Source organism: Microcella indica, from assembly GCF_013414345.1.
Classification (GTDB): domain Bacteria; phylum Actinomycetota; class Actinomycetes; order Actinomycetales; family Microbacteriaceae; genus Microcella; species Microcella indica.
Map to the genome: position 1 here is coordinate 2375243 of NZ_CP058670.1, position 20883 is coordinate 2396125.

General features: G+C 69.4%; 22 protein-coding genes, 1 tRNA gene and 1 pseudogene. 9 read left to right on the plus strand and 15 right to left on the minus strand.

Going from position 1 to position 20883, the window contains the following annotated elements; translation table 11 throughout:
- Positions 1–291: 291 nt before the first annotated feature.
- On the plus strand, positions 292–573 hold the full coding sequence (locus HUJ41_RS11550) for a hypothetical protein (RefSeq protein ID WP_179872660.1): 282 nt from the start codon (positions 292–294) through the stop codon (positions 571–573).
- 4 nt (positions 574–577) lie between these two features.
- Here the strand turns inward: HUJ41_RS11550 and HUJ41_RS11555 are convergent, their stop codons facing one another.
- A complete protein-coding gene (locus HUJ41_RS11555; RefSeq protein ID WP_179872661.1) occupies positions 578–1468 on the minus strand; it encodes a DUF2441 domain-containing protein in 891 nt (296 codons plus the stop codon).
- Between the two features lie 35 nt (positions 1469–1503).
- Positions 1504–2088 (minus strand): hypothetical protein, encoded by a 585-nt coding sequence (locus HUJ41_RS11560; protein WP_179872662.1) that lies wholly within the window; start codon positions 2086–2088, stop codon positions 1504–1506.
- Between the two features lie 528 nt (positions 2089–2616).
- Here HUJ41_RS11560 and HUJ41_RS11565 point away from each other — a divergent pair.
- Positions 2617–2877 (plus strand): annotated as a pseudogene (locus HUJ41_RS11565) (tyrosine-type recombinase/integrase); the annotation flags it as partial.
- Positions 2878–2923: 46 nt separating this feature from the next.
- Here the strand turns inward: HUJ41_RS11565 and HUJ41_RS11570 are convergent.
- Positions 2924–3014, minus strand: a tRNA-Ser gene (locus tag HUJ41_RS11570).
- Between the two features lie 86 nt (positions 3015–3100).
- On the opposite strand from HUJ41_RS11570, the gene HUJ41_RS11575 reads away from it, so the two are divergent.
- The 3 genes from HUJ41_RS11575 to radA are packed head-to-tail and all read left to right on the plus strand — an operon-like array spanning position 3101 to position 6527.
- A complete protein-coding gene (locus tag HUJ41_RS11575; protein ID WP_179872663.1) occupies positions 3101–3772 on the plus strand; it encodes an SGNH/GDSL hydrolase family protein in 672 nt (223 codons plus the stop codon).
- A 4-nt stretch (positions 3773–3776) separates the two neighbouring features.
- Positions 3777–5144: a chromate transporter gene (locus HUJ41_RS11580; RefSeq protein ID WP_179872664.1), complete on the plus strand. Its 1368-nt coding sequence runs from the start codon at positions 3777–3779 to the stop codon at positions 5142–5144.
- Positions 5145–5180: 36 nt separating this feature from the next.
- Positions 5181–6527, plus strand: a complete 1347-nt coding sequence (gene radA / locus HUJ41_RS11585) for a DNA repair protein RadA (RefSeq protein WP_179872665.1) — start codon at positions 5181–5183, stop codon at positions 6525–6527.
- 53 nt (positions 6528–6580) lie between these two features.
- On the opposite strand, the gene HUJ41_RS11590 is transcribed toward radA, so the two are convergent.
- From HUJ41_RS11590 to HUJ41_RS11605, 4 genes are all read right to left on the minus strand, one after another.
- Positions 6581–6991, minus strand: a complete 411-nt coding sequence (locus HUJ41_RS11590; protein ID WP_246299237.1) for an SseB family protein — start codon at positions 6989–6991, stop codon at positions 6581–6583.
- 51 nt (positions 6992–7042) lie between these two features.
- Entirely contained in the window at positions 7043–7675 is a 633-nt protein-coding gene (locus HUJ41_RS11595) for a hypothetical protein (protein ID WP_179872666.1), read from the minus strand.
- Positions 7676–7810: 135 nt separating this feature from the next.
- Positions 7811–8344 (minus strand): amino-acid N-acetyltransferase, encoded by a 534-nt coding sequence (locus tag HUJ41_RS11600; protein ID WP_246299239.1) that lies wholly within the window; start codon positions 8342–8344, stop codon positions 7811–7813.
- Between the two features lie 93 nt (positions 8345–8437).
- Complete coding sequence (locus HUJ41_RS11605) at positions 8438–10936, minus strand: ATP-dependent Clp protease ATP-binding subunit (protein ID WP_179872667.1); 2499 nt, start codon at positions 10934–10936, stop codon at positions 8438–8440.
- A gap of 202 nt (positions 10937–11138) precedes the next feature.
- Between HUJ41_RS11605 and HUJ41_RS11610 the strand changes: the two genes are divergently transcribed.
- From HUJ41_RS11610 to HUJ41_RS11625, 4 genes are all read left to right on the plus strand, one after another.
- Positions 11139–11795 (plus strand): hypothetical protein, encoded by a 657-nt coding sequence (locus tag HUJ41_RS11610; protein ID WP_179872668.1) that lies wholly within the window; start codon positions 11139–11141, stop codon positions 11793–11795.
- Positions 11795–12511, plus strand: a complete 717-nt coding sequence (locus HUJ41_RS11615) for a hypothetical protein (RefSeq protein WP_179872669.1) — start codon at positions 11795–11797, stop codon at positions 12509–12511. The genes HUJ41_RS11610 and HUJ41_RS11615 overlap by 1 nt, the downstream gene beginning before the upstream one ends.
- Complete coding sequence (locus HUJ41_RS11620; protein WP_179872670.1) at positions 12511–12747, plus strand: helix-turn-helix domain-containing protein; 237 nt, start codon at positions 12511–12513, stop codon at positions 12745–12747. The genes HUJ41_RS11615 and HUJ41_RS11620 overlap by 1 nt, the downstream gene beginning before the upstream one ends.
- Positions 12748–12972: 225 nt before the next feature.
- Positions 12973–13971: a pirin family protein gene (locus HUJ41_RS11625; RefSeq protein WP_179872671.1), complete on the plus strand. Its 999-nt coding sequence runs from the start codon at positions 12973–12975 to the stop codon at positions 13969–13971.
- Between the two features lie 48 nt (positions 13972–14019).
- On the opposite strand, the gene HUJ41_RS11630 is transcribed toward HUJ41_RS11625, so the two are convergent.
- The 8 genes from HUJ41_RS11630 to HUJ41_RS11665 all read right to left on the minus strand — a co-directional run bounded on the left by HUJ41_RS11630 (position 14020) and on the right by HUJ41_RS11665 (position 20861).
- Positions 14020–14205 carry a hypothetical protein gene (locus tag HUJ41_RS11630; RefSeq protein ID WP_179872672.1) on the minus strand — a complete coding sequence of 62 codons (186 nt, stop codon included), beginning with the start codon at positions 14203–14205 and terminating at the stop codon, positions 14020–14022.
- Between the two features lie 81 nt (positions 14206–14286).
- Positions 14287–14874: a hypothetical protein gene (locus tag HUJ41_RS11635; protein WP_179872673.1), complete on the minus strand. Its 588-nt coding sequence runs from the start codon at positions 14872–14874 to the stop codon at positions 14287–14289.
- A gap of 255 nt (positions 14875–15129) precedes the next feature.
- Entirely contained in the window at positions 15130–15276 is a 147-nt protein-coding gene (locus tag HUJ41_RS11640) for a hypothetical protein (protein WP_179872674.1), read from the minus strand.
- Positions 15277–15333: 57 nt separating this feature from the next.
- The gene (gene lysS / locus HUJ41_RS11645; protein WP_179872675.1) at positions 15334–16848 is read right to left on the minus strand and encodes a lysine--tRNA ligase; all 1515 of its coding nucleotides are present in this window, start codon (positions 16846–16848) and stop codon (positions 15334–15336) included.
- Positions 16849–17055: 207 nt separating this feature from the next.
- Positions 17056–17922 carry a pantoate--beta-alanine ligase gene (panC, locus tag HUJ41_RS11650; RefSeq protein WP_179872676.1) on the minus strand — a complete coding sequence of 289 codons (867 nt, stop codon included), beginning with the start codon at positions 17920–17922 and terminating at the stop codon, positions 17056–17058.
- The gene (locus HUJ41_RS11655) at positions 17915–18664 is read right to left on the minus strand and encodes a Rossmann-like and DUF2520 domain-containing protein (protein ID WP_179872677.1); all 750 of its coding nucleotides are present in this window, start codon (positions 18662–18664) and stop codon (positions 17915–17917) included. The genes panC and HUJ41_RS11655 overlap by 8 nt, the downstream gene beginning before the upstream one ends.
- Positions 18661–20346, minus strand: a complete 1686-nt coding sequence (locus HUJ41_RS11660; RefSeq protein WP_179872678.1) for a PH domain-containing protein — start codon at positions 20344–20346, stop codon at positions 18661–18663. Before HUJ41_RS11660 ends, HUJ41_RS11655 begins: the two co-directional genes overlap by 4 nt.
- The gene (locus HUJ41_RS11665) at positions 20343–20861 is read right to left on the minus strand and encodes a PH domain-containing protein (protein ID WP_246299240.1); all 519 of its coding nucleotides are present in this window, start codon (positions 20859–20861) and stop codon (positions 20343–20345) included. Before HUJ41_RS11665 ends, HUJ41_RS11660 begins: the two co-directional genes overlap by 4 nt.
- Between the last annotated feature and the right edge of the window lie 22 nt (positions 20862–20883).

Below are 20883 nucleotides of genomic sequence, written 5' to 3' on the forward strand. Positions count from 1 at the left end.
CGGCAAGTAGTCCCTGCCGAAGCAAGGCTGTGAAGTAGTGCACCCGGACAACCTCGAATTCGGGAAGTAGTTCCTTCGCTAGTTCGAAGAGGTCGAGCCACTTGAGGCTCGGAGCAGAGTCGAGGCACCTCCGATACAGGTTGAAGCCATCGACGTAAACTAGCGCGGTCGGCTTCGCTGTCATTCCCTCATCATGACGCACAATGCAGGCCCGCGTTCAAGCGGGCTGACGGAGCGCGGTTGTACATTTGCCCACGCGCGGGCCGGTGCGCTCCACCACTCAGGAGCATCATGGCCCGCCACTGGCACCCCATCCTTGCCGCGCACGAATTCGCGCCCGGTGAATGGATCATGGTCGACCCCGCCGCCAGGCCCTACGCGGTAGTCCGCGCGCTCGAGGTCGGCGGGGAACACGGCTACCGGGTCGTGACCTGGGCGGAACGGTCAGAGGATCGCCAGCTCGTCGGCTACTGGCAGACACTCAGAGCGGCATGTGCGGCCGCGCACCGGCACTATCTCACAGCGCACGGCCCCGGCGAGTTCGTCGGCTACCCGGATCTCAGGAACGGTTAGTGGTTCATGAACGACTATTCCGAGGGGGCCCGAAGAGTGAGGTCCAAATGCTCGCGGGAACATCAAAGTCAATCGGTGACCAATCTGGCAATACGATGTCGTTTGGCTGACCGTCCCTGCGAAAGGCGCGTCCCAGTATCTCTGTTGGCGGTGTGTCTTTGAAGAACTGCTCGACACGCGCCGCGTATCCAGGGTCTTTGAGCGCCTCGGCAACCGTGATCCACCTAATTCTGATGAGGTCGTTATCGACGAGGTGTGCGAATCCTCCGACGTAGCCGAGATCATTGCCGAGGAGGGCCGCGATCCGCGCTTGCTCCAGTAGCCATAGGCTCTGCGGCCACCGAGACTCGATCTCATGGAGCGCGCGGAGACGAACGGCTGTGCCCACGATCCTCGCTTCACCGTCGACCAAGAGTTCCCATTTGGGCGTGGAATTGAACGCATCTCCCCGCGCATAGGACTCGGCCTGCTGAATCGCTGGGCTAGCACCCATTTCGTCGATCCATTGCGAGTCGTGACGCGAGAGGGTCGATCCGTTCTGAATACGAATCTCAACGAGGTTCTCAGCTCGCCAACCCCAAGCCCGAGCGCGATCGATTGCGATGTCGTAGTCGTCGAATGCGAAGAAGGACGTGAGTCTGGAATTGGCGTCGGGACTGACGCGTGCCCTGGTTTTCTCAAGCAGAAGTTCGCGCTGAAAGCGCTGCTCGCGGAGCTGTCGAGTGCTTGCGTGCAGGAAGTCAACGAGCCATGGAGACAAGAGCTCTCGCTTCACTCGATGAGGAGTCTTGATGACACCCCGGTATGCGTGCCAAGCCGCCATCGGGTGATCGAGGTTCAGGTGAACCCACGCGTTTCGCATGGTGCCGAAGTTTCTCCCGCCGTCACTTTGCACGTAATGATCTTGACACGGTGGCGGTCAGTGCCGACCTATAGGCGCAGATTGAGCGCCGACACTAGCGAGTCAATCCGCTCGTTTGTCGCCGTCAACCGTGCGTCGAGATCCGACCCGACCACCAGAGCAGCCACCGCGCCGAACAGTTCATAGTGAACGCCGCGCGGTTTGCCTTCCTCGTCAAACATGACGAACAACTCCAACCCTGCCGCGATCAGATCCTCAGCGATCAGCCCCACCTCATCCGGCACTTCGTAGTCGGGGTTGTATGCCGGGTTCTCCGGGTTGTCTCGAATGTCGAGCTGCCCCCGATACTCGAAGATTCGCGGGGCGACCTTCAGCATGTCCGCAGCCGAGAACGGCACCGGGCGCACATTCCGCTTCTCAGCCAACGTCGACGGCGCGTAACCGTACCGACCAGACGCAATGTGCTGCCATGCCGGCTGTCGAGGCCCAGCGATCGTCGACAGATCCAATAGGGCCGCACCGGTCGACCGCAGACCAGCGTCGAACACACCATCACCCGACGTGCTGACCGGCCCCTCCCACTCCACACCAGACGCCGCGAGCTCATTCACCGTCTCCGCGAGGCCATCGACGAGAGTCTTGATCTGAGCCACCGCCTGCGCCGTCTGCGTTCCCGTAGGCATCTCCAACTCACGCACGCGCCGCTCAAGATCACCAATCGTGCGCGTGAACTCATCCAGTCAGCCCATCGACGGCACCGTGTAACCACCAGCCATGTCTATCCTCCAAATCGATTCGCCCCGAGAGTCGGGACACCTGCCGTCATCGACGGCCCTCCATACCCATGTGCCTCATCCACTCCGACACCTCAGCGCCGTCCGAACCCGGCACCCCCGCGTCCCGCAGTCGCTTCAAGTCCACCGAGGGGAAACCGCCCCCAATCTGCCGCGTGAACCCGTTGGCTCGCGCCCACGCATGCGTCGCGTACTCGTGCCGATTCAGCGGCCGCGCCTGCATACGGTCATGCCACTCGAGCCCATGAGCGTCCAGCCACCGCCGCGTCGACTCCTCCGACCTCCACACAGGGTCAGCCTTCGACAGCAACTCAGCCGGCACGACCTCCGACCCCGGCACGTAACTACGACGCCGAGCCATGGTCACCCTCCAAAGGCTGAACGTCCGCCGTACGTCGCGCCCAGGCGATCGACCCTGACTTCCCGAAGGTGACTCTGCACGACCTCCGCCACACGGCCGCGGGCCTCGCAGTGAGCGCTGGCGCGCACGTCAAGGCTGTGCAGAGGATGCTCGGGCACGCCTCCGCAGCGATGACCCTCGACACCTACGCCGACCTGTTCGACGCCGACTTCGACGCCGTTTCGGATGCCCTCGACGAGCTGCGCGCTCGGACAGTTGTGGGGGATTCGTGGGGGAAACAGGTCTAGAACGAAGAAAGAGCCCCGGAATTCCGCGGAATCTCGGGGCTCTCGCTGGCGGTGACGGTGGGATTTGAACCCACGGTAGGGGGTTACCCTACACAACTTTTCGAGAGTTGCACCTTCGGCCGCTCGGACACGTCACCGCGGGAGAGTGTAGTACAGGGGCCTGCGCGGGTCGAACTGAGCGCGGGGTGCGGGCGGGCATCCGGTGATCGATACGATTCGTATCGTGACCGCCTCTCTGCGCACGCCGTGGCTGGAAGCGCGCCGTGCCGCGTGGCGGCGGCGCGCGCAGCAGCCGGGCGAGTTGCTGTACGTGGCGCTCGGCGATTCGGCCGCGCAGGGCGTGGGCACGAGCGACCTCGACGCGAGCTATGTCGGGCTACTCGCGGCCCGGCTGCAACGGAACACCGGACGCAGCGTGCGCATCGTCAACCTCAGCCGCTACGGCGCGCGAGTGCGCAACGTCAACGCCGAGCAGCTCCCCCTCCTCGCGGACCTGAGACCCGACCTCGTGACCCTGGGCGTGGGGGCCAACGACATGCGTCGCTTCGATCGCGACGAGTTCGGTGCCGCCTTCGAGGCCCTGTTGGGCGCACTCCCCTCGCACGCGATCGTCTCCGACATCCCCTGCTTCTACAGCGGCGCCCGAGAGTTGGATGCCGTCATCGCCTCCCGTCTGATCGCCAACCTCGTGCGCGCCCAGGGACAGGCGCTCGCGCCCTTGCACCGAGTCACCGAGGTTCGTCGCGGCTGGGGCAGCGTGCCCGACTTCTCGTGGGATCAATTCCATCCGAGTGCGCGCGGCTATCGCGTGTGGGAGTCGGCATTCGCGGGGGCGGTCACTCGCCGTGCCTCCCGCCTGCCCCCCGTCAACCCGTCTCACGATCCGACAGGGTGACGTAATGAGAGGCGACGACACCCCCAGATCTGAACCCGCCCCCCGCCGCCGCACGCCGCTGACGCACATGCTCTCGATGGCGAAGGTCGGCGTCATCGGCTTCGGCGGCGGCAGTGCGCTCATTCCCGTTATGGAGCGCGAACTCGTCCACCCTAAGAAGCTGACGACTCGCGAGTTCACGCAAGACACGGTGATCGCCAACGTCACCCCTGGAGCTCTCCCCGTCAAGATCGCGACTGTCTCGGGAACGCAGTTGAGCGGCACCGCGGCCGCGACGGGCGGCGCCGTCGCCGTCGCCATGCCGGGGGCACTGGCCACGGTCGCCCTTCTCGCACTGTTCTCGGCGCTCGGCCCCGGCGCGATCAGCGTCGTGGAGTTCGCCTCCCTCGGCATCTCGGCGTTCATCCTGTACCTGCTCGGGCACTACACCCTCAAGGTGCTGGCCCCCGGAGGCCGCGTGCAGTGGACGGGCGTGGCCATCGCCGTGATCGCTTTCCTGCTGTCGGGCGCGGGTCGCGCAGTCACGCTCATCGTCGATGCGGCCGGCGGCGAGCAGCCCGTGAGCCTGCCCGAACTCTCGGCGCTCGGCCTCGTGCTCATCTCTCTGGCCGGCATCGCGATCGTCTCCGTCTGGCAGCTGCTGCGCGGGGGCCGGGCCGTCGTTTCCGACGTGCAGGAGGGCGAAGCGGTGCCCGTCGGAGCTCGTCGTGCCCTGCGGGCGGCCCTCGTCATGAGTATCCTCACCGCCGTGGGATTCGTGGCCGCCTTCGTCGTCGTGCCTGCTCCATCGACGCTGTCGTTCCTGGGTCTCATCCTCGTCTCGACCGTGTCGTCGTTCGGCGGTGGCGAAGCCTACGTGGGGGTCGCCGACGGCTTCTTCGTCGCCACCGGGCTCGTCGATTCAACGCTGTTCTACGGTCAGATCGTTCCCGTCGCCAATGCCCTGCCCGGGCCGATCCTCGTCAAGATCGCGGCAGGGGTGGCCTACGGGGTGGGGGCCGCCACCGGGTCGGTGCTCGCGGGAGTCGTGTTCGCGATCGCGGCCTTCCTCATCACGGTCGGCAGCTGCTCGGCAATCGCCCTGCTCGTGCTCGCCGGCTACGACCGCGCGCGAAACTCGCTCTTCGTGCGCAACACCTCGGCCTACATCCTCCCGGTGATCTGCGGGCTGCTCGCCGCCACAGCGCTGTCGCTGCTGCACGCCTCGGCGGGCATCGCCGAGGGCGCGGGTGTGCCAGCCGTCGCCGCCATCGTCGGCAGCGTGGCCCTCGCTCTCCTCGTGCCCCTCGTGCACAAGCTCGCGCGCGTGCCCGACATCGTGCTCATCATCGCCTTCGGTGCGCTGTCGCTCACCGTGCTCAGCCTCGTCTGAGCGGCCGACGTCGGCGCTCGGCCGTACTCTGGTGCCATGGCCCGACCGACCGCGAACTTCGTCTGCACGGAGTGCGGCTGGACGACCCTCAAGTGGGCGGGCCGCTGCGGCGAGTGCCAGCAGTGGGGCACCGTGATCGAGAAGGATGCGCCGACGCGGCACACCGCGCCGGCCCGGGTCGCCGAGGGCCGGGCTGCCCGCCCCATCACCGACATCGCTCCTCGGGATGAGAGTCACACGCCCACGGGCATCCTCGAACTCGACCGGGTGCTCGGCGGCGGCATCGTGCCGGGCGCCGCCATCCTGCTCTCCGGTGAGCCCGGCGTCGGCAAGTCGACGCTGCTGCTCGAGGTCGCCGCTCGCGCGGCGAAGCGGGGTCAGCGGGTGCTGTACGTGAGCGCGGAGGAGTCGGTGGCCCAGGTGCGCTTGCGGGCGGGTCGCACGGGCGCGCTCAGCCCCGAACTGTTCCTGGCGGCGGAGACCGACCTGGCCACGATCCTCGGCCAGCTCGACGAGGTACGGCCCGAGCTGCTCATCGTCGACTCCGTGCAGACGGTCGCGTCCTCCCTCGTGGACGGGCTCGCCGGAGGTGTCTCGCAGGTGCGGGAGGTCGCGGCGACGCTCATCCGCGTCGCGAAGGACCGCGACCTGCCCGTCGTGCTCGTCGGGCACGTGACGAAGGACGGCACGATCGCCGGGCCGCGCCTGCTCGAGCACCTCGTCGACGTCGTGTGCCAGTTCGAGGGCGACCGCCAGACGGCGCTGCGCTTCGTGCGCGCGCTCAAGAACCGCTACGGACCGACCGACGAGGTGGGCTGCTTCGAGATGACGGGCGACGGCATCGCGGAGGTCGCCGACCCGTCGATCCTGTTCCGCTCGGGGTCGACCACACCGGTGAGCGGCACGTGCGTCGCGATCGCGATGGAGGGGCGCCGCGCCCTGCCCGTCGAAGTGCAGGCGCTCATCGTCGCCTCGAACGCTCCGCAGCCGCGGCGGGTCGTCAACGGCGTCGACTCCTCGCGCGTCGCCATGCTGCTCGCCGTGCTCGAGCGCCGCTGCGGCATGCCGCTCAGCGGCTTCGACGTGTACGTGTCCACCGTCGGCGGCATTCGCCTCACCGAGCCCGGCGCCGACCTTGCGATCGCTCTCGCCATCGCGAGCGCCCGCCGCGAGAAGGCGCTCGACCCGCACCTCGCCGCGATCGGCGAGATCAGCCTCGCGGGCGAGATCCGCGCGGTCGCCGGGGCACCGCAGCGCGCCGCCGAAGGCGCACGGCTCGGCTACACGAGCATCGTCGACGCGAGCGCCGTGCACGTGCGCGAAGCTGTGCGGCTCGCGTTCGCGAGCGCCGCCGACGAGCCCGCGGACATCCCCGAGTTCTGAGGGCCCGCTCAGTCCTGCTCGGCTCAGTCCTGCTCGGCTCAGTCACAGTAGGCTCAGACGCGCAGCGCGTCGAGCACGTCCTGCGGCTCGGCCTGCATTGCGTGCGGGCCGGCCACGTCGAACCACACGGCTTCGAGCACGCCGAGGTTCTGCTCGAGAAACTCGAGAAGCGTCGCCGCGTCGTACGGCAGCACCCGGTGGTCGGTCTCCTGCGGCACCATCGCCACGTACGTCTCGGGGCTCGAGAACAGCAGCAGCATGTACTTGTCGCTCTCCCCGCGCCGAAAGACGCGCACCTGCGGCGGCCCGTCGACGGGCAGCAGCGGCACGATGACGTGATCGTTGCGCAGCGCGAAGGCGACGGCCGCGGCATCCTGCTTCTCGAGGGCGGCGGCGAGCTGCTGCTCGGGCGGCAGGCTCGAGGGCGGCAGGGCGGGCTGAGCGGGGCGCTTCTTCTTCGACATCGCTACCAGCCTACGCAGGCGATGCGGGCGCTGCGATGCGGATGCTCCGCTCTAGTTGAGCAGGAAGGGCACGTCGCCCTCGCTCTCGAACTCGCCGACGCTCACACTCAAGCGGTAGGTCGCGCCTCCAGCGGTGACCTGCTCGCGGTCGGCGTCGCAGTCGCCGGGGCTCGAGCGGGTGCGGCTCCACGAGAAGGGCGTCGTCGACTTCTCTTCGCCGGGTTCGAGCACGGTCGGCGCCGCGACACCCGGGTCTTGGCAGTCGGTCGATGCCCAGATGCGGTCGGGCCCGGAGACGATCACATATTCCTGCACGTCGCTGCCCGCCTCCATCGTGCACGGAGCCGCGCCCGTGTTGAGGAGGGTGAGGGAGAGCATCGGCTGCTGCTCGGGCCCGTAGCTGTTCGAGTCGGTCACGGGCGTGACGACCACCTGATCGGGCGTGCACGGTGCTGGCCCACCACCGGTGCCCTGCGCGTCGGGGTCGGTCTCGGCCTCGTCGGTCTCGCTCACCTCGGGGTCAGCGCCCGCACCGGGGTCGGTCGCGGGGTCGCCCGTGCCGGGCCGCACGACGATGAGGATGATGATGACGATGACGGCGAGCAGGCCGAGGCCCACGACGAGGCGCCGCCGCCAGTACACCTGCGGCGGCTGCGGGCCCACAGGGTGACGCAGCGTCGACATGCGCTCAGAGTAGGGCCGTCACGGGCGCCGGGCGTGTCGCCACCCGGCGTGTGCGCAGAACTCCCAGCCCGGCCGCGCCGGACGAGGCGCCCCGCCGTGCCCCACCGCGCCGTGCCCCACCCCGCCGCGCGCGGCCTACAGCTCCTTGAGCAATCGGCTGTTGCCGAGCGTGTTCGGCTTGACGCGCGAGAGGTCGAGGAACTCGGCGACACCCTCGTCGGGCGAGCGCACGAGCTCGCTGTACACCTCGGGGTCGACGAGCAGCTCCTCCCCGATGGAGACGAAGCCGTGCCGGCCGAAGAACTCGGTCTCGAAGGTGAGGCAGAACAGTCGCCGCAGGCCGAGCTCGCGCGCCTGCTGCTCGAGCCGCTCGTAGATCTCATGGCCGACGCCCGTGCCGCGCCAGCGCTCCTGCACGGCCAGGGTGCGCACTTCGCCGAGGTCCTCCCACAGCACGTGCAGCGCCCCGCAGCCGATGACCTCGCCGCTGTCGTCGTCGATGGCGACGGAGAACTCCTGCACCGACTCGAAGAACACGACGAGCTCCTTGCCGAGCAGAATGCGCTCCTGCACGAGCGGCTCGACCAGTGCGTGGATGCCGCGCACGTCGGCGGTGCGCGCCTGCCGCACGCTGAACCCCCGGCGCCCCAGAGAACCCTGTTCCGTCACTCCCTCAGCCTAGAGCCGACCCGCCCGCTCAGAACGACGGCCGGGCCCGCCCCGAAGGGCAGACCCGGCCATGAGCGGGATGCTCGAGCGCTGCTACTCGCCGGCGGGCAGCTCCCCGGCCGACGGTGCGGGGCCCGCGTCGACCGCGGCGAGCTCCTTCTGCGTGGTCGTGAAGGTGAACTGGCCATCGACGAAGTCGACCGCGACGTGGTCGCCGCCGTTGAGTTCTCCGTGCAGGATGCGCTCGCTCAGCGCATCCTCGATCTCGTGCTGCACGGCGCGACGCAGCGGCCTGGCGCCGAGCGTCGGGTCCCAGCCGATCTTGATGAGTTGCGCCTTCGCGGCTTCGCTCACCTCGAGCGTCATGTCCTGATCCATCAGGCGCTCGCGCAGGCGCCTGATGAAGAGCGCCACGACCTGCATGAGCTCTTCCTGGCTCAGCTGCGGGAAGACGATGGTCTCGTCGACGCGGTTGAGGAACTCGGGCTTGAAGTGCTTCTTGAGCTCCTCGACCACCTTCGAGCGCATCGCCGTGTAGGACGCGGCGGAGTCGCCCTCGATCGTGAAGCCGACCGGGCCGCCCGTGATGTCCTTCGTGCCGAGGTTGGTCGTCATGATGATGACCGTGTTCTTGAAGTCGACCACGCGACCCTGACCGTCGGTCAGGCGACCCTCTTCGAGCACCTGCAGCAGCGAGTTGAAGATGTCGGGGTGCGCCTTCTCGATCTCGTCGAAGAGCACGACGCTGAACGGCTTGCGGCGCACCTTCTCGGTGAGCTGGCCGCCCTCCTCGAAGCCGACGAAGCCGGGAGGGGCTCCGAACAGGCGCGAGACGGTGTGCTTCTCGCCGTACTCCGACATGTCGAGGGAGATCAGTGCGCCCTCGTCGTCGAAGAGGAATTCGGCGAGCGCCTTGGCGAGCTCGGTCTTTCCCACACCGGTCGGGCCGGCGAAGATGAACGAGCCGCTGGGGCGCTTCGGGTCTTTGAGGCCGGCGCGCGTGCGGCGGATCGTCTTCGCGAGCACGCTGATGGCCTCTTCCTGGCCGATGACGCGCTCGTGCAGCGCCTTCTCCATGAAGATGAGGCGGCTGGATTCTTCTTCCGTGAGCTTGAAGACGGGGATGCCGGTCGCCTGCGCGAGCACTTCGGCGATGACGCCCTCGTCGACGGTGCCGCCCGCGGCGACCTCGCCGGCGCGCCACTGCTTCTCGAGACGCAGACGCTCACCGAGCAACTTCTTCTCGTCATCACGCAGGGAGGCGGCCTTCTCGAAGTCCTGGTTCTCGATCGCGAGCTCCTTGTCGGCGCGCACGGAGGCGATCTTCTCGTCGAACTCGCGCAACTCGGGCGGTGCCGAGAGGATCGAGAGGCGCAGGCGGGCGCCGGCCTCGTCGATCAGGTCGATCGCCTTGTCGGGCAGGAAGCGGTCCTGCACGTAGCGGTCGGCGAGATTGACGGCCGAGACGATCGCACCGTCGGTGATCGACACCTTGTGGAAGGCCTCGTACTTGTCGCGCAGCCCCTTCAGGATGTTGATGGAGTGCGGCAGCGAGGGCTCGTTGACCATGACGGGCTGGAAACGGCGCTCGAGCGCGGCATCCTTCTCGAAGTGCTTGCGGTACTCGTCGAGCGTCGTGGCACCGATCGTCTGCAGCTCGCCGCGAGCGAGGAGCGGCTTGAGGATGCTCGCGGCATCTATGGCGCCCTCGGCAGCTCCCGCCCCCACGAGCGTGTGGATCTCGTCGATGAAGACGATGATGTCGCCGCGAGTGCGAATCTCTTTGGTGACCTTCTTGAGGCGCTCTTCGAAGTCGCCGCGGTAGCGGCTGCCGGCGATGAGCGAGCCGAGGTCGAGCGAGTACAGCTGCTTGTCCTTGAGCGTCTCGGGCACTTCGCCCTTCACGATCGCCTGGGCGAGGCCCTCGACGACGGCGGTCTTGCCGACGCCGGGCTCGCCGATGAGGACGGGGTTGTTCTTGGAGCGGCGGGAGAGGATCTGCATGACCCGCTCCGCCTCCTTCTCGCGCCCGATGACGGGGTCGAGCTTGCCCTCGCGCGCGGCGGCGGTGAGGTTGCGGCCGAACTGGTCGAGCACCTGCGAGCCCTTGTCGGGGTTGGGGCTGTCGCCGCCGACGGCGACGGCCTCCTTGCCCTGGTAGCCGGAGAGCAGCTGGATGACCTGCTGGCGCACGCGGTTGAGGTCGGCGCCGAGCTTGACGAGCACCTGCGCGGCGACGCCTTCGCCCTCGCGGATGAGGCCGAGCAGGATGTGCTCGGTGCCGATGTAGTTGTGGCCGAGCTGGAGCGCCTCGCGCAGCGAGAGCTCGAGCACCTTCTTGGCGCGCGGCGTGAACGGGATGTGCCCGGTCGGCTGCTGCTGCCCCTGGCCGATGATGTCCTGCACCTGCTCGCGCACGGCATCGAGCGAGATGTTGAGCGACTCGAGCGCCTTCGCGGCGACCCCTTCGCCCTCGTGGATGAGGCCGAGCAGGATGTGCTCTGTGCCGATGTAGTTGTGGTTGAGCATCTTGGCCTCTTCCTGGGCCAGCACCACCACACGACGGGCACGGTCGGTGAACCGTTCGAACATCTCGCACTCTCCTCACGACAGCGGGTCGAATCGCTACCAGTACATCGAGGGTAACCAGCGCACCCTGGGTTAACTGCCCCTGTTCGCCCTAGGCGTGACCCCGATTCTCACGCGTCCCGCTGTCGGGGCAGGGCTTGCGCTCGGCGGCGCGCATCCGTACGTTAACGATGTTCAATAATAACGATCAACGATAAGGATGCTCGTGCCCTCGTCACCCACCCCTCCCACCCGCACCGAGCGCGTCGTGCTGCGCATCATCGCGGGCGGCGCGCTGCTCGTCGCCGCGCTCGCCCTCGTCGGAGCCGTTCTCGGCACGGTGTCACTCGCGACCGACGAGCGCGTCGCCGTGCCCGGCATGCTCATCGGCAACGCCGAGACGCCGGAGTTCACCGAGAAGAGTGACGCGATCGCCGAGGCGCGGTACGACAGCGTCAGCATCGAGGTCACCGAACTCAGCGGCGAGGCCCGCGCGTGGCTCGTGACCGAGCACCTCTCCGCGGCGCTGCTGACCGTCGGCCTCGGCCTCGTCGTCGCGTGGGTCGCGACCCGTCTCGCCGCGGGGCGCCCGTTCGTGCGATCGGCGACGATCGCCCTCGGCAGTTCGGCGATCCTCGTCACCGCCAGCGGACTGCTCGAGCAGGCCGCGGCGGCGATCGCGCGCGCTGAAGTCGTCGACTTCCTCGGCAGCCGCGAGATCACCGCCGGGGGGAACGCAGACAACCCGAGCTACGAGGGCTTCGTGGGCTTCGGCCTCAACCTCGATCTCGCGCCCTTCGCGTGGGGCATGGCCCTCATCGTCGTCGCCGGGGCCTTCGAGCTCGGCCAGCGCCTGCAGCGCGACACGGAAGGGCTCGTCTGATGGATCCGTTCACGATCGTCCTCCTGGCCATGCTCGGCTTCGCGGTGCTGCTCGTCGCGGGCATCGGCAGGCGCAGGCTGCCGGGTGCCGACCGACCTCCCCTACTGCCGAGACTCGTCGCGGGCGCGGCGTTGCTGGGAGCAGCGATCACCGCGCTCGTCGCCATCGTTGCCATCGTGCTGACCTTCGTCGGGGATCGGGTGACCCTCTCCGTTCCGGTAGTCGCCGCCACCGAGACAGTGCCGATCGACCTTCGAGCCTCGACGGAGGCGAGTGTCGTGAGCGGTGCGACGCAGCAGACGTCGCTCCACCTCGCGGTCTCGGGGCTCGACACGTTCACGCTCGTGCTCGTGGCACTGCAGAGCGCATTGACCGCGGCCGTGGTGATCACGGTGCTCATCATGATCGCCAAGCTCGCTCGTCAGTCGATTTCGCACACTCCTTTCGCCTCGAAGCTCAGCCCGCTCTTCCTGGTGAGTGGAGGCGCTGTCGCAATCGGGGCGATGGCCGCCCAGTTCGCCGGCCTTCTCGCCGGAGTGCGTGCGCATGAGCAGCTGTACTTTCTGCGCGACGGCGCGATCGAGGGAGTCGCGAACACTCCGCCCACCTGGATGATTGAGGTGTGGCCGATCGGCGTCGGTCTCGTGCTCATCGTGATCGCTCGGCTGATGCGAGGCGGCGAGCGCCTGCAGCGCGACACCGCGGGGCTGGTCTGATGCCGCCGGCGGCCTCCGACGAGGAGGAGTCGGGCATCCACTGCAGGCTCGACGAGCTGCTCGCCGACCGCGGCATGACGCTCACCCGGTTGAGCGAGCTCGTCGGCGTGAGCCTCGTCAACCTCTCGGTGCTCAAGAACGACCGGGCGCGGGCCGTTCGCTTCTCGACGTTGCGCGCGATCTGCGAGGTGCTCGACTGCGAGGTCGGCGACCTCCTCGTGCTCGACCGCTCCTGACCGCGCTGCACCCCCACCCGCCGGCCGACCCCGACTGTTGCGCGTTCAGGAGAACGTGCATCGACACCCTCGGGCACCGGTGTGTCGCGGTCCATCGAGCACCCGCCGGGCATCGCATCCTGAACGCGCAACGGGGGGCGGGTAGCAGCGGCCTCGGCGGATGCGGGTGGCGAGGTGGGCACCGCACGACGGATGCTCGGCGCGCGCCCGACGTAGGGTGATCGTGTGAGCAACCTCGAGACCGAGCCCGACGAGCTCGTGTGCGACGAACGGCCCGGCGCCGGCACCGCGCACGACAACGGCGTCTTCGAACTGCTCGAACCGCGCGAGGTGCCGCTCGGCGGCCCGCGCGCGATGACCGTGCGCCGCACCCTCCCCCAGCGGGCCCGCAGCCTCATCGGCGCGTGGTGCTTCGTCGACCACTACGGCCCCGACGACGTGACCGACCGCGAGGCCGGCATGGTCGTGCCGCCGCATCCGCACACGGGCCTGCAGACCGTCAGCTGGCTGTTCGAGGGCGAGGTCGAGCACCGCGACTCGAGCGGGGCCCACGCCATGGTGCGGCCGGGCGAGGTGAATCTCATGACCGCGGGCTCGGGCATCCAGCATTCGGAGGTGTCGACGGCCGCCACCCGCCGCCTGCACGGCGCCCAGCTGTGGGTCGCCCTGCCCGACAGCGACCGCCACACGGCGCCGTTCTTCGAGCACGCGCCCGCCGAGCCGCGCACCATCGGCGACGCGACCGTGCGGGTGTTCATGGGAGCGCTCGGCAAGGACGCCGCGAGCCCCCTGCGCCTGTTCAGCCCCCTGCTCGGCGCGCAGCTCGACCTGCCCGCGGGCGGCGTCGTCGAGCTACCGGTCGACCCCGAGTTCGAGCACGGCCTGCTCGTCGACGCCGGCCCGGCCACGCTCGACGGCCATGACGTGCCCGTCGCGCACCTCGGTTACCGCGGCCCCGGTCGTACGACCCTGCGCGTGACGGCGGGTGAGCACCCCGTGCGGGCGCTGCTGCTCGGCGGCGTGCCCCTCGGCGAGCCGATCGTCATGTGGTGGAACTTCATCGGCCGCAGCCACGACGAGATCGAGGCGTACCGCGCGCAGTGGCAGGGCGACGTCATCGAGGGCGGCACGGCCACCGGCCGGTTCGGCCGCGTCGAGGGCTACGACGGCGCGCCGCTGCCCGCGCCCGACCTGCCAGGCGTGCGGCTCAAGCCCCGCGAGTAGGTCACCCTCGCGACCCCGCGAGACGGGGGCGGGATGCTCGTCCCCGCGCTACTCGTGCGGGTCCGCGGTGAGCTTCTCGAGCCTGGCGCGCTCCTCGGCCTCGACCTTCGAGTAGGCGCTGCGCTCGGCGCGATCGGCGCGGATGATCGCGCGCATGACGAGCCAGAAGATCAGGCCGAGCAGGATCGTCGGCGTGACCGAGAAGAGCGCGTTGCTCCAGAATTCTTCCGGCATGGCTCCAGGATACGTCGCCTCACCCTTCGAGGTCGCCGCGAGCGCCCGTGGGCCCGCTCGACTGACTCGATGAGCAGGCGGCTACTCGATGAGCCGGCGGCGTGCGACGTAGAGGAACACGAGCACGAGCATCCCGAGTGCCGCCGTCGCGGCGAACACGACCGGAGCGAGCGCGGAGATGCCCGCGAAGGGTCCGCCCGCCTCGACGACCTCCTCCTCAGCGGGGGTCTCCTCGGAGTCGGACCCCAGGGTCGGCAGTTGCAGGTCGCCGAAGTCGTCGATCCCGTTGACGAGGGTCACGTCGCCGACGACGTGCGAGAGCGCCCCGTCGGCGGCGAGCGCGATGACGCAGTAGACGCCGTCGGAGAAACGCTGGGTCGGCACCGTGAACGAGAACGCCGTCGACGCGGCGACCGTCGTGCTGCGCTCGATGACGAACGGGCCGCACTCGCCCAGCCGCTGCTCGGCGAGGCCCACCGTCAGATCGGTGGGGCCGCTCGTCGTGATCGACCCTTCGATGAGCAGCTCGCCGCTGACGACCTCGCCCGACAGCGGCGACAGGATGCGCATCGAGTCGACGGCGAAGCTCGGTGCCGCGGCGGCGAGCGCGATCGTCAGGGCGACGAAGGGCACAGCCGGGAGGAGGCGGCGCAGGCGGGTGCTGAGCATGGGGTTCGCCGTTCGGGTCGGGCGAACGCGCGACCGGGCCGGGGCTCGATCGACGTCGTACGGGTATCGGGTGACGTGCGTGTTCGGGTGCGGTCCTCGCCGCCGGCGCGGGTTTCCGGCGGGGTGGGCCGGTCGCAGACTGCGGGAACTGTCTTGAGAATAGGCGCGCCGGGGCGGCGCGCATCAGTCCCCAGTGTGGGGGGATAGAAAGGCGGGTCTATCCCCTCCGTGATGCCGGGTGACGGGAGGGGCGGCTCAGGCCCGGCCGAGCATCCCGAAGATGCCGGAGAGCAGCAGGTACGCGCCGAACGCGCCCACGACGATCCACAGCGCGAGGCGGTTCATCGTGTACGCGGGCTTCTTGTCGCCCGGCAGCGAGAGGTCCTCGTCGTCCTTCTTCATGCGCTCAGACTACGTGACCGCGCCGCACGACCCGCGCCGCATGCCCGCGCCCGCTCGTCACTTGACGAGCGGGAAGAGGATCGTCTCGCGAATGCCGAGGCCGGTGAGCGCCATGAGTAGACGGTCGATGCCCATGCCCATGCCGCCCGACGGCGGCATGCCGTGCTCGAGCGCCGTGAGGAACGCCTCGTCGAGCCGCATCGCCTCGAGGTCTCCGCCAGCGGCGAGCTTCGCCTGCTCGACGAAGCGCTCGCGCTGCACCACCGGGTCGACGAGCTCGGAGTACGCCGTGGCGAGCTCGAAGCCGCGCACGTACAGGTCCCACTTCTCGACCATGCCGGGCCGGCTGCGGTGCTCGCGCACGAGCGGGCTCGTGTCGACCGGGAAGTCCATGACGAAGGTCGGCCGCACGAGGTCGCCCTTGACGTGGTGCTCCCACAGCTCCTCGACGTACTTGCCGGGCAGGGGGTGCGTGATCTCGATGTCGACGGCGTCGGCGAGCTTCTTCAGCTCGGCCATGGGTGTCTGCGGCGTGATCTCGACGCCGATAGCGGCGCTGAGCGAGTCGTACATGCTCAGGCGGTCCCACGTGCCGCCGAGGTCGTACTCGGTGCCGTCGGCCCACGTGACGACGTGCGACCCCGACACGGCGACGGCAGCCTTCTGGATCATCTCCTGCGTCAGGTCGGCCATCTGGTGGTAGTCGCCGTACGCCTGGTACGCCTCGAGCATCGCGAACTCGGGGCTGTGCGTGGAGTCGGCGCCCTCGTTGCGGAAGTTGCGGTTGATCTCGAAGACGCGGTCGATGCCGCCGACGACGGCGCGCTTGAGGAACAGCTCGGGCGCGATGCGCAGGAACAGCTCCATGTCGAAGGCATTGGAGTGGGTGATGAAGGGGCGAGCGGATGCTCCGCCGTGCATCGTCTGCAGCATGGGCGTCTCGACCTCGAGGTATCCGTGCTCGGCGAAGGTCGCCCGCAGGCTCGCGACGGCGGCGGCGCGGGCGCGCACCGTGCGCCGCGCCTGCTCGCGCACGATGAGGTCGAGGTAGCGCTGGCGTACGCGCGTCTCCTCGTTGAGGTCCTTGTGCAGCGTCGGCAGCGGCAGGATCGCCTTCGCCGCGATCGCCCACGTCGACACCATGATGCTCAGCTCGCCCCGGCGGCTCGTGATGACCTCGCCCGTCACGTGCACGTGGTCGCCGAGGTCGACGAACTCCTTCCACCGGTCGAGGCTCTCCTCGCCGACGACGGCGAGGCTCAGCATGACCTGCAGCCGCTCCCCGTCACCAGACTGCAGGGTGGCGAAGCACAGCTTTCCCGTGTTGCGGGAGAGCACGACGCGGCCCGCGAGGGCCACATGCTCGCCCGTGGCGATGTCGGGGTCGAGCTCGCCATGGCGCGCGCGCACCGCCGGGATCGAATCGGTGATCTCGAGACCGATCGCGTACGGGTCCAGGCCGGCCGCGAGCATCCTCGCCCGCTTGTCGAGGCGCACCTGCTTCTGCTCGGCGATCTCCTCGATCGTCGGCTCGGCGCTCTCGGCGCTGTCGGAAGCGGGGGTCTCGCTCATCTGCTGGTCTCCTCGTGTGTGGCCGCTCAAGCCTAACGGCGGCCCGAGCACGCCCCGCGCGAGCCCTGTTCGCTCATTCGGGCGCATGACCCTGGAACGGCGTGTCGCCGGTCGACGCGCCGTGTGAAACGGCGGTGCGTCCGAATGAGCGAACGCAGGTGGTGCTCGTCTGCTGGTGCAGACCACGGGCGGGATGCTCGGCGCGCGCTACCCGAGGGTGAGCAGCTCGGTGTCGATGAGCCGGGTGTCGCCCAGGCGCGCGGCGATGAGCGCGCGGGCTGGCCCGTGGTGCTCGTCGGGCACGGGCTCGAAGGTGCTCGGGTCGACGACCGCGAAGTAGTCGAGCTCGACGCCGGTGGCTCCCGAGAGCACGCTCTGCGCGGCGGCGACGACCGCGTCGATGCCGAGGTCGGCGGCCGACTGGGCGGCTTCGAGCGCACGAGGCAGGGCACGCGCAGCCTCACGATTGCGCTCGTCGAGGAAGACGTTGCGGCTCGAGAGTGCCAGCCCGTCGTCGTCGCGCACGGTCTCGACGACCTCGACGCGCGTGCGGATGTCGAGGTCGCGCACCATCCGCTGCACGAGGAAGACCTGCTGGGCGTCCTTCTGCCCGAAGAGCACGTGGTGGGGCTGGGCGATGCCGAGCAGCTTGGCGACGACGGTGAGCACGCCGTCGAAGTGCCCGGGCCGCGACCGTCCTTCGAAGAGCCCGCCGACCGCGCCCGCCGTGACGGTCGTCGCGGATGCTCCGCTCGGGTACATCTCGTCGACGGCGGGGGCGAACACGACGTCGACCCCGTGGCCGGCGAGCGCCGCGCGGTCGTCGTCGAGCGTGCGCGGGTACTGCTCGAAGTCTTCACTCGGCCCGAACTGCAGCGGGTTGACGAAGATCGACACCACGACGACGTCGGCGAGCTCCCTCGCCCGGTCGACGAGCGCGAGGTGGCCGTCGTGCAGCGAGCCCATGGTCGGCACGAGGGCGACGCCCCGGCCGTCGGCGCGCGCGGCGTCGAGTCGCGCACGCAGCCCCGCGATGCTCGTGACGAGGTCGGGCACGGTCGTCGTGTCAGTCACCGTTCTCCTTGCGCGGGGCCGACGTCGTGTCGTCGAGCCCTGCGAGGTCGATGCTATCGGCGCCTGCACCGCGCAGCGCGTTGTCGACGGCGGAGCGCACGACGGCGCTCAGCACGCGCCCCGGCTCGTCGATGCCGATGTCGCGCAAGGCCTCGATGGCCTGCCCGACGATCGCGGTGGAGAACTCGCTCGCGGCGCCGATCGCGTCAGCGTAGGCCTCGCGGTGCTCTTCGGCGACGACGACGGGCTCGGCGCCCATCTCGACGATGAGCGCTTGCGCGATGGGAAGCACGGGGCCGGGGGCGGTGACAGCGCACCACGCCTCGCGCAGGCGGGCGAGGTCGAGGGAGGTGCCCGTGAAGGTGAGAGCGGGATGCACGGCGAGCGGAATGATGCCCGCGGGTCGCGCGGGGTCGAGCACGCGCACGCCGTACCGGGCCGAGGTGTGCAGCACGAGCTGGCCGGGCAGCCACGCGTCGACGGCCGCGAGGCCGCTCACGAGGTCGGGCAGCTGGTCGTCGGGCACGGCGATGATGACGAGTTCGCTGCGTTCGACGACCTGCGGCACCTCGAGCACGGGCACACCGGGCAGCATCGAATCGACCCGGTCACGGGCATCCTCGGAGTGGGCGGAGATGCCGACGATCGCGTGACCCGCACCGGCGAGGGCGGCGGCGAGGACGGGGCCGACGCGACCCGCCCCGATGACGCCGATGCCGAGGCGGCCGTCCTTCTGCGTCACTCCCCGGCCCCGCCCGAACTTGAGGCTTCGCCCGAGCCGGAGCGCCAGCGGTGCGTGCGGTCGGACTGCGCGCTGCGGATCGCGGCGCCCGCCACGGTGTCGAAGAGCTCCATCGCCTGCGTCACGTCGAGAGCTCCGAGGCTCGGGGTGATGGGTCCGGCGACAGTGTGCACCTGGATCGCGGCGAGGCGCAGCGAGCGCAGGAGCGGGCCCTGGCGCACCGAGACCGACTGCATGCGCGGGAAGGGCACGATGGTGAGGTCGCGCCAGATCGCGCCGCGGCGCAGCATGACGGCGCCGTCGCTCACCGCGAACCCGTTGCGGGGCTGCGAGAACCAGCGCAGGATGCGCGCGCGCGGCGGCGAGTTCACGAATCCGTCGGGAGCGGCGCCCTCTTCGTTGCGGCCGCTCGAGGTGAGGCCGCGCTCGAGCACGGGCATGACGTCGTCGGTCGCGACGTCGGGCAGCAGCAGCCGCAGCACGGTGCGCACGTCGTCTAGGTTGCCGACGGGCAGGATCGTGGTCTGCTGCTGGCCGGCCGCGCCGCTCTGCGAGGAGCGCGCAGCGCGGTTGACGGCGATCTGCCACCAGCCCGACGGCCGCCACAGCAGGGGCTGGCTGACGCGCACCGAGTGGATGCGCCCGGGCGGCAGCGTCTCGTTCGTCGTCGAGAGCAGCCCGAAGCCGACGCGCACGCCGTCGGGCGTCGAGGCGATCGAGTAGCGCAGCGAGCGCGTGATGCGCGAGACGAGGTAGCCGCCGAGACCGAGGATCGCGGGCAGGAAGCCGACGAAGAGGAAGAGCTCGCCGCTCACCGCGATGCCAACCGAGAGGCCGATGATGAGCAGCACGAAGACGATCGTCGTCTCGCTCAGCACCGTCGAGCCGACGAGGCGACCCGGGTTCATGCGCAGCACGGCCTCCGGCTCGGCGAGTGCCGGGTCGAGCTCGGGGGCCAGGAACTCCGAGACGCGCTCGTCGAGCATCCCGCCCAGATCGTGCGCGCCCGCCGAGCCCGCACCGCCCGCCGTACCCGCACCGCCCGAGGCCTCGCGGCGCGCGCCGGATGCGAGGCGCAGGATGTCGGCGCGCAGTGCGTCCGCCGTGCGCGAGTGCAGGTACGAGAGCTGCACGTTCGCGTCGTTGCCGGCGACCGACACTTCGAGCTTCGCCGCGCCGAACACCCGCGGAACGAACGGGCGCCCCACGTTGACGCCCTGAATGCGGTCGAGGCGGCCCTTGCGATTGGTGCGGAACAGGATGCCCGACCGCACCTCCACGACCTCGTCGGTGATGCGGAAGGTGTGCATGCGCCAGGACAGCCAGAAGCCGGCGATGAACAGCAGCAGCACGCCGATGAGCGCGAGCAGGGCGACGAGCACGAGCTCCTGCTCGACGATGAAGTCGATCGGGTCGCCCTCGCCGTCGAAGTCGCCGTCGCCGCCGAAGAAGAAGTCGATCGCGCGGTCGCGGAAGTTCGAGATCACGATGCCGAGCACGACGATGAAGGCGATGCCGCCGCGGAACAGCGGCGTCGCGGGGTGCAGCCGGTGCCACTCGCCGTCGGCGAGGTCGGTGCTCGTGGAGATGCCGTGGGTGGCGGCGGGCGCGGCCTCGGGATCGGTCGTCGGGTCAGGCTGCGAGCCCGGCTCGCCCTGGTGCTCGTCGCGCTGCTCGCTCACAGGCCCGCTCGGCGCGTCTCGGCGACCGCGACGAGGTGGTCGCGCAGCTGCTCGGCTGTCTCGAGCGGCAGGCCGGGGATGAGCACGCCGCTCGAGGCGGCGGCGGTGACGAACTTGAGCTCGGCGAGGCCGAGCGCGCGGGCGACGGGGCCGCGCGTGATGTCGACGAGCTGCATGCGCCCGTAGGGCACCGCGACGAAGCGCTGGAACATGATGCCGCGGCGGAAGAGCAGGTCGTCCTCGCGCAGGAGGTATCCGATGGAGCGGACCCGGCGAGGGGTGAAGGCGATGACGAGGAGGAAGAGGACGGCCATACCGACGCCGAGAATCCACCCGTACTCCCAGCCCACCCAGAAGGGCACGAACGCGGCCGCGGTCATGAGGGCGCCGAAGATCACGTAGCCGACGACGTCGACGACGATGTACTTGGGCGAGACCCGCTGCCACTCGGTCTCGGCGCGCTCGAGGCGCCTGACCGGGGTGTCGGTGCTGTCGGTCTGATCCTGGACACTCACGGGTGCCTCCTCTCGATCCACG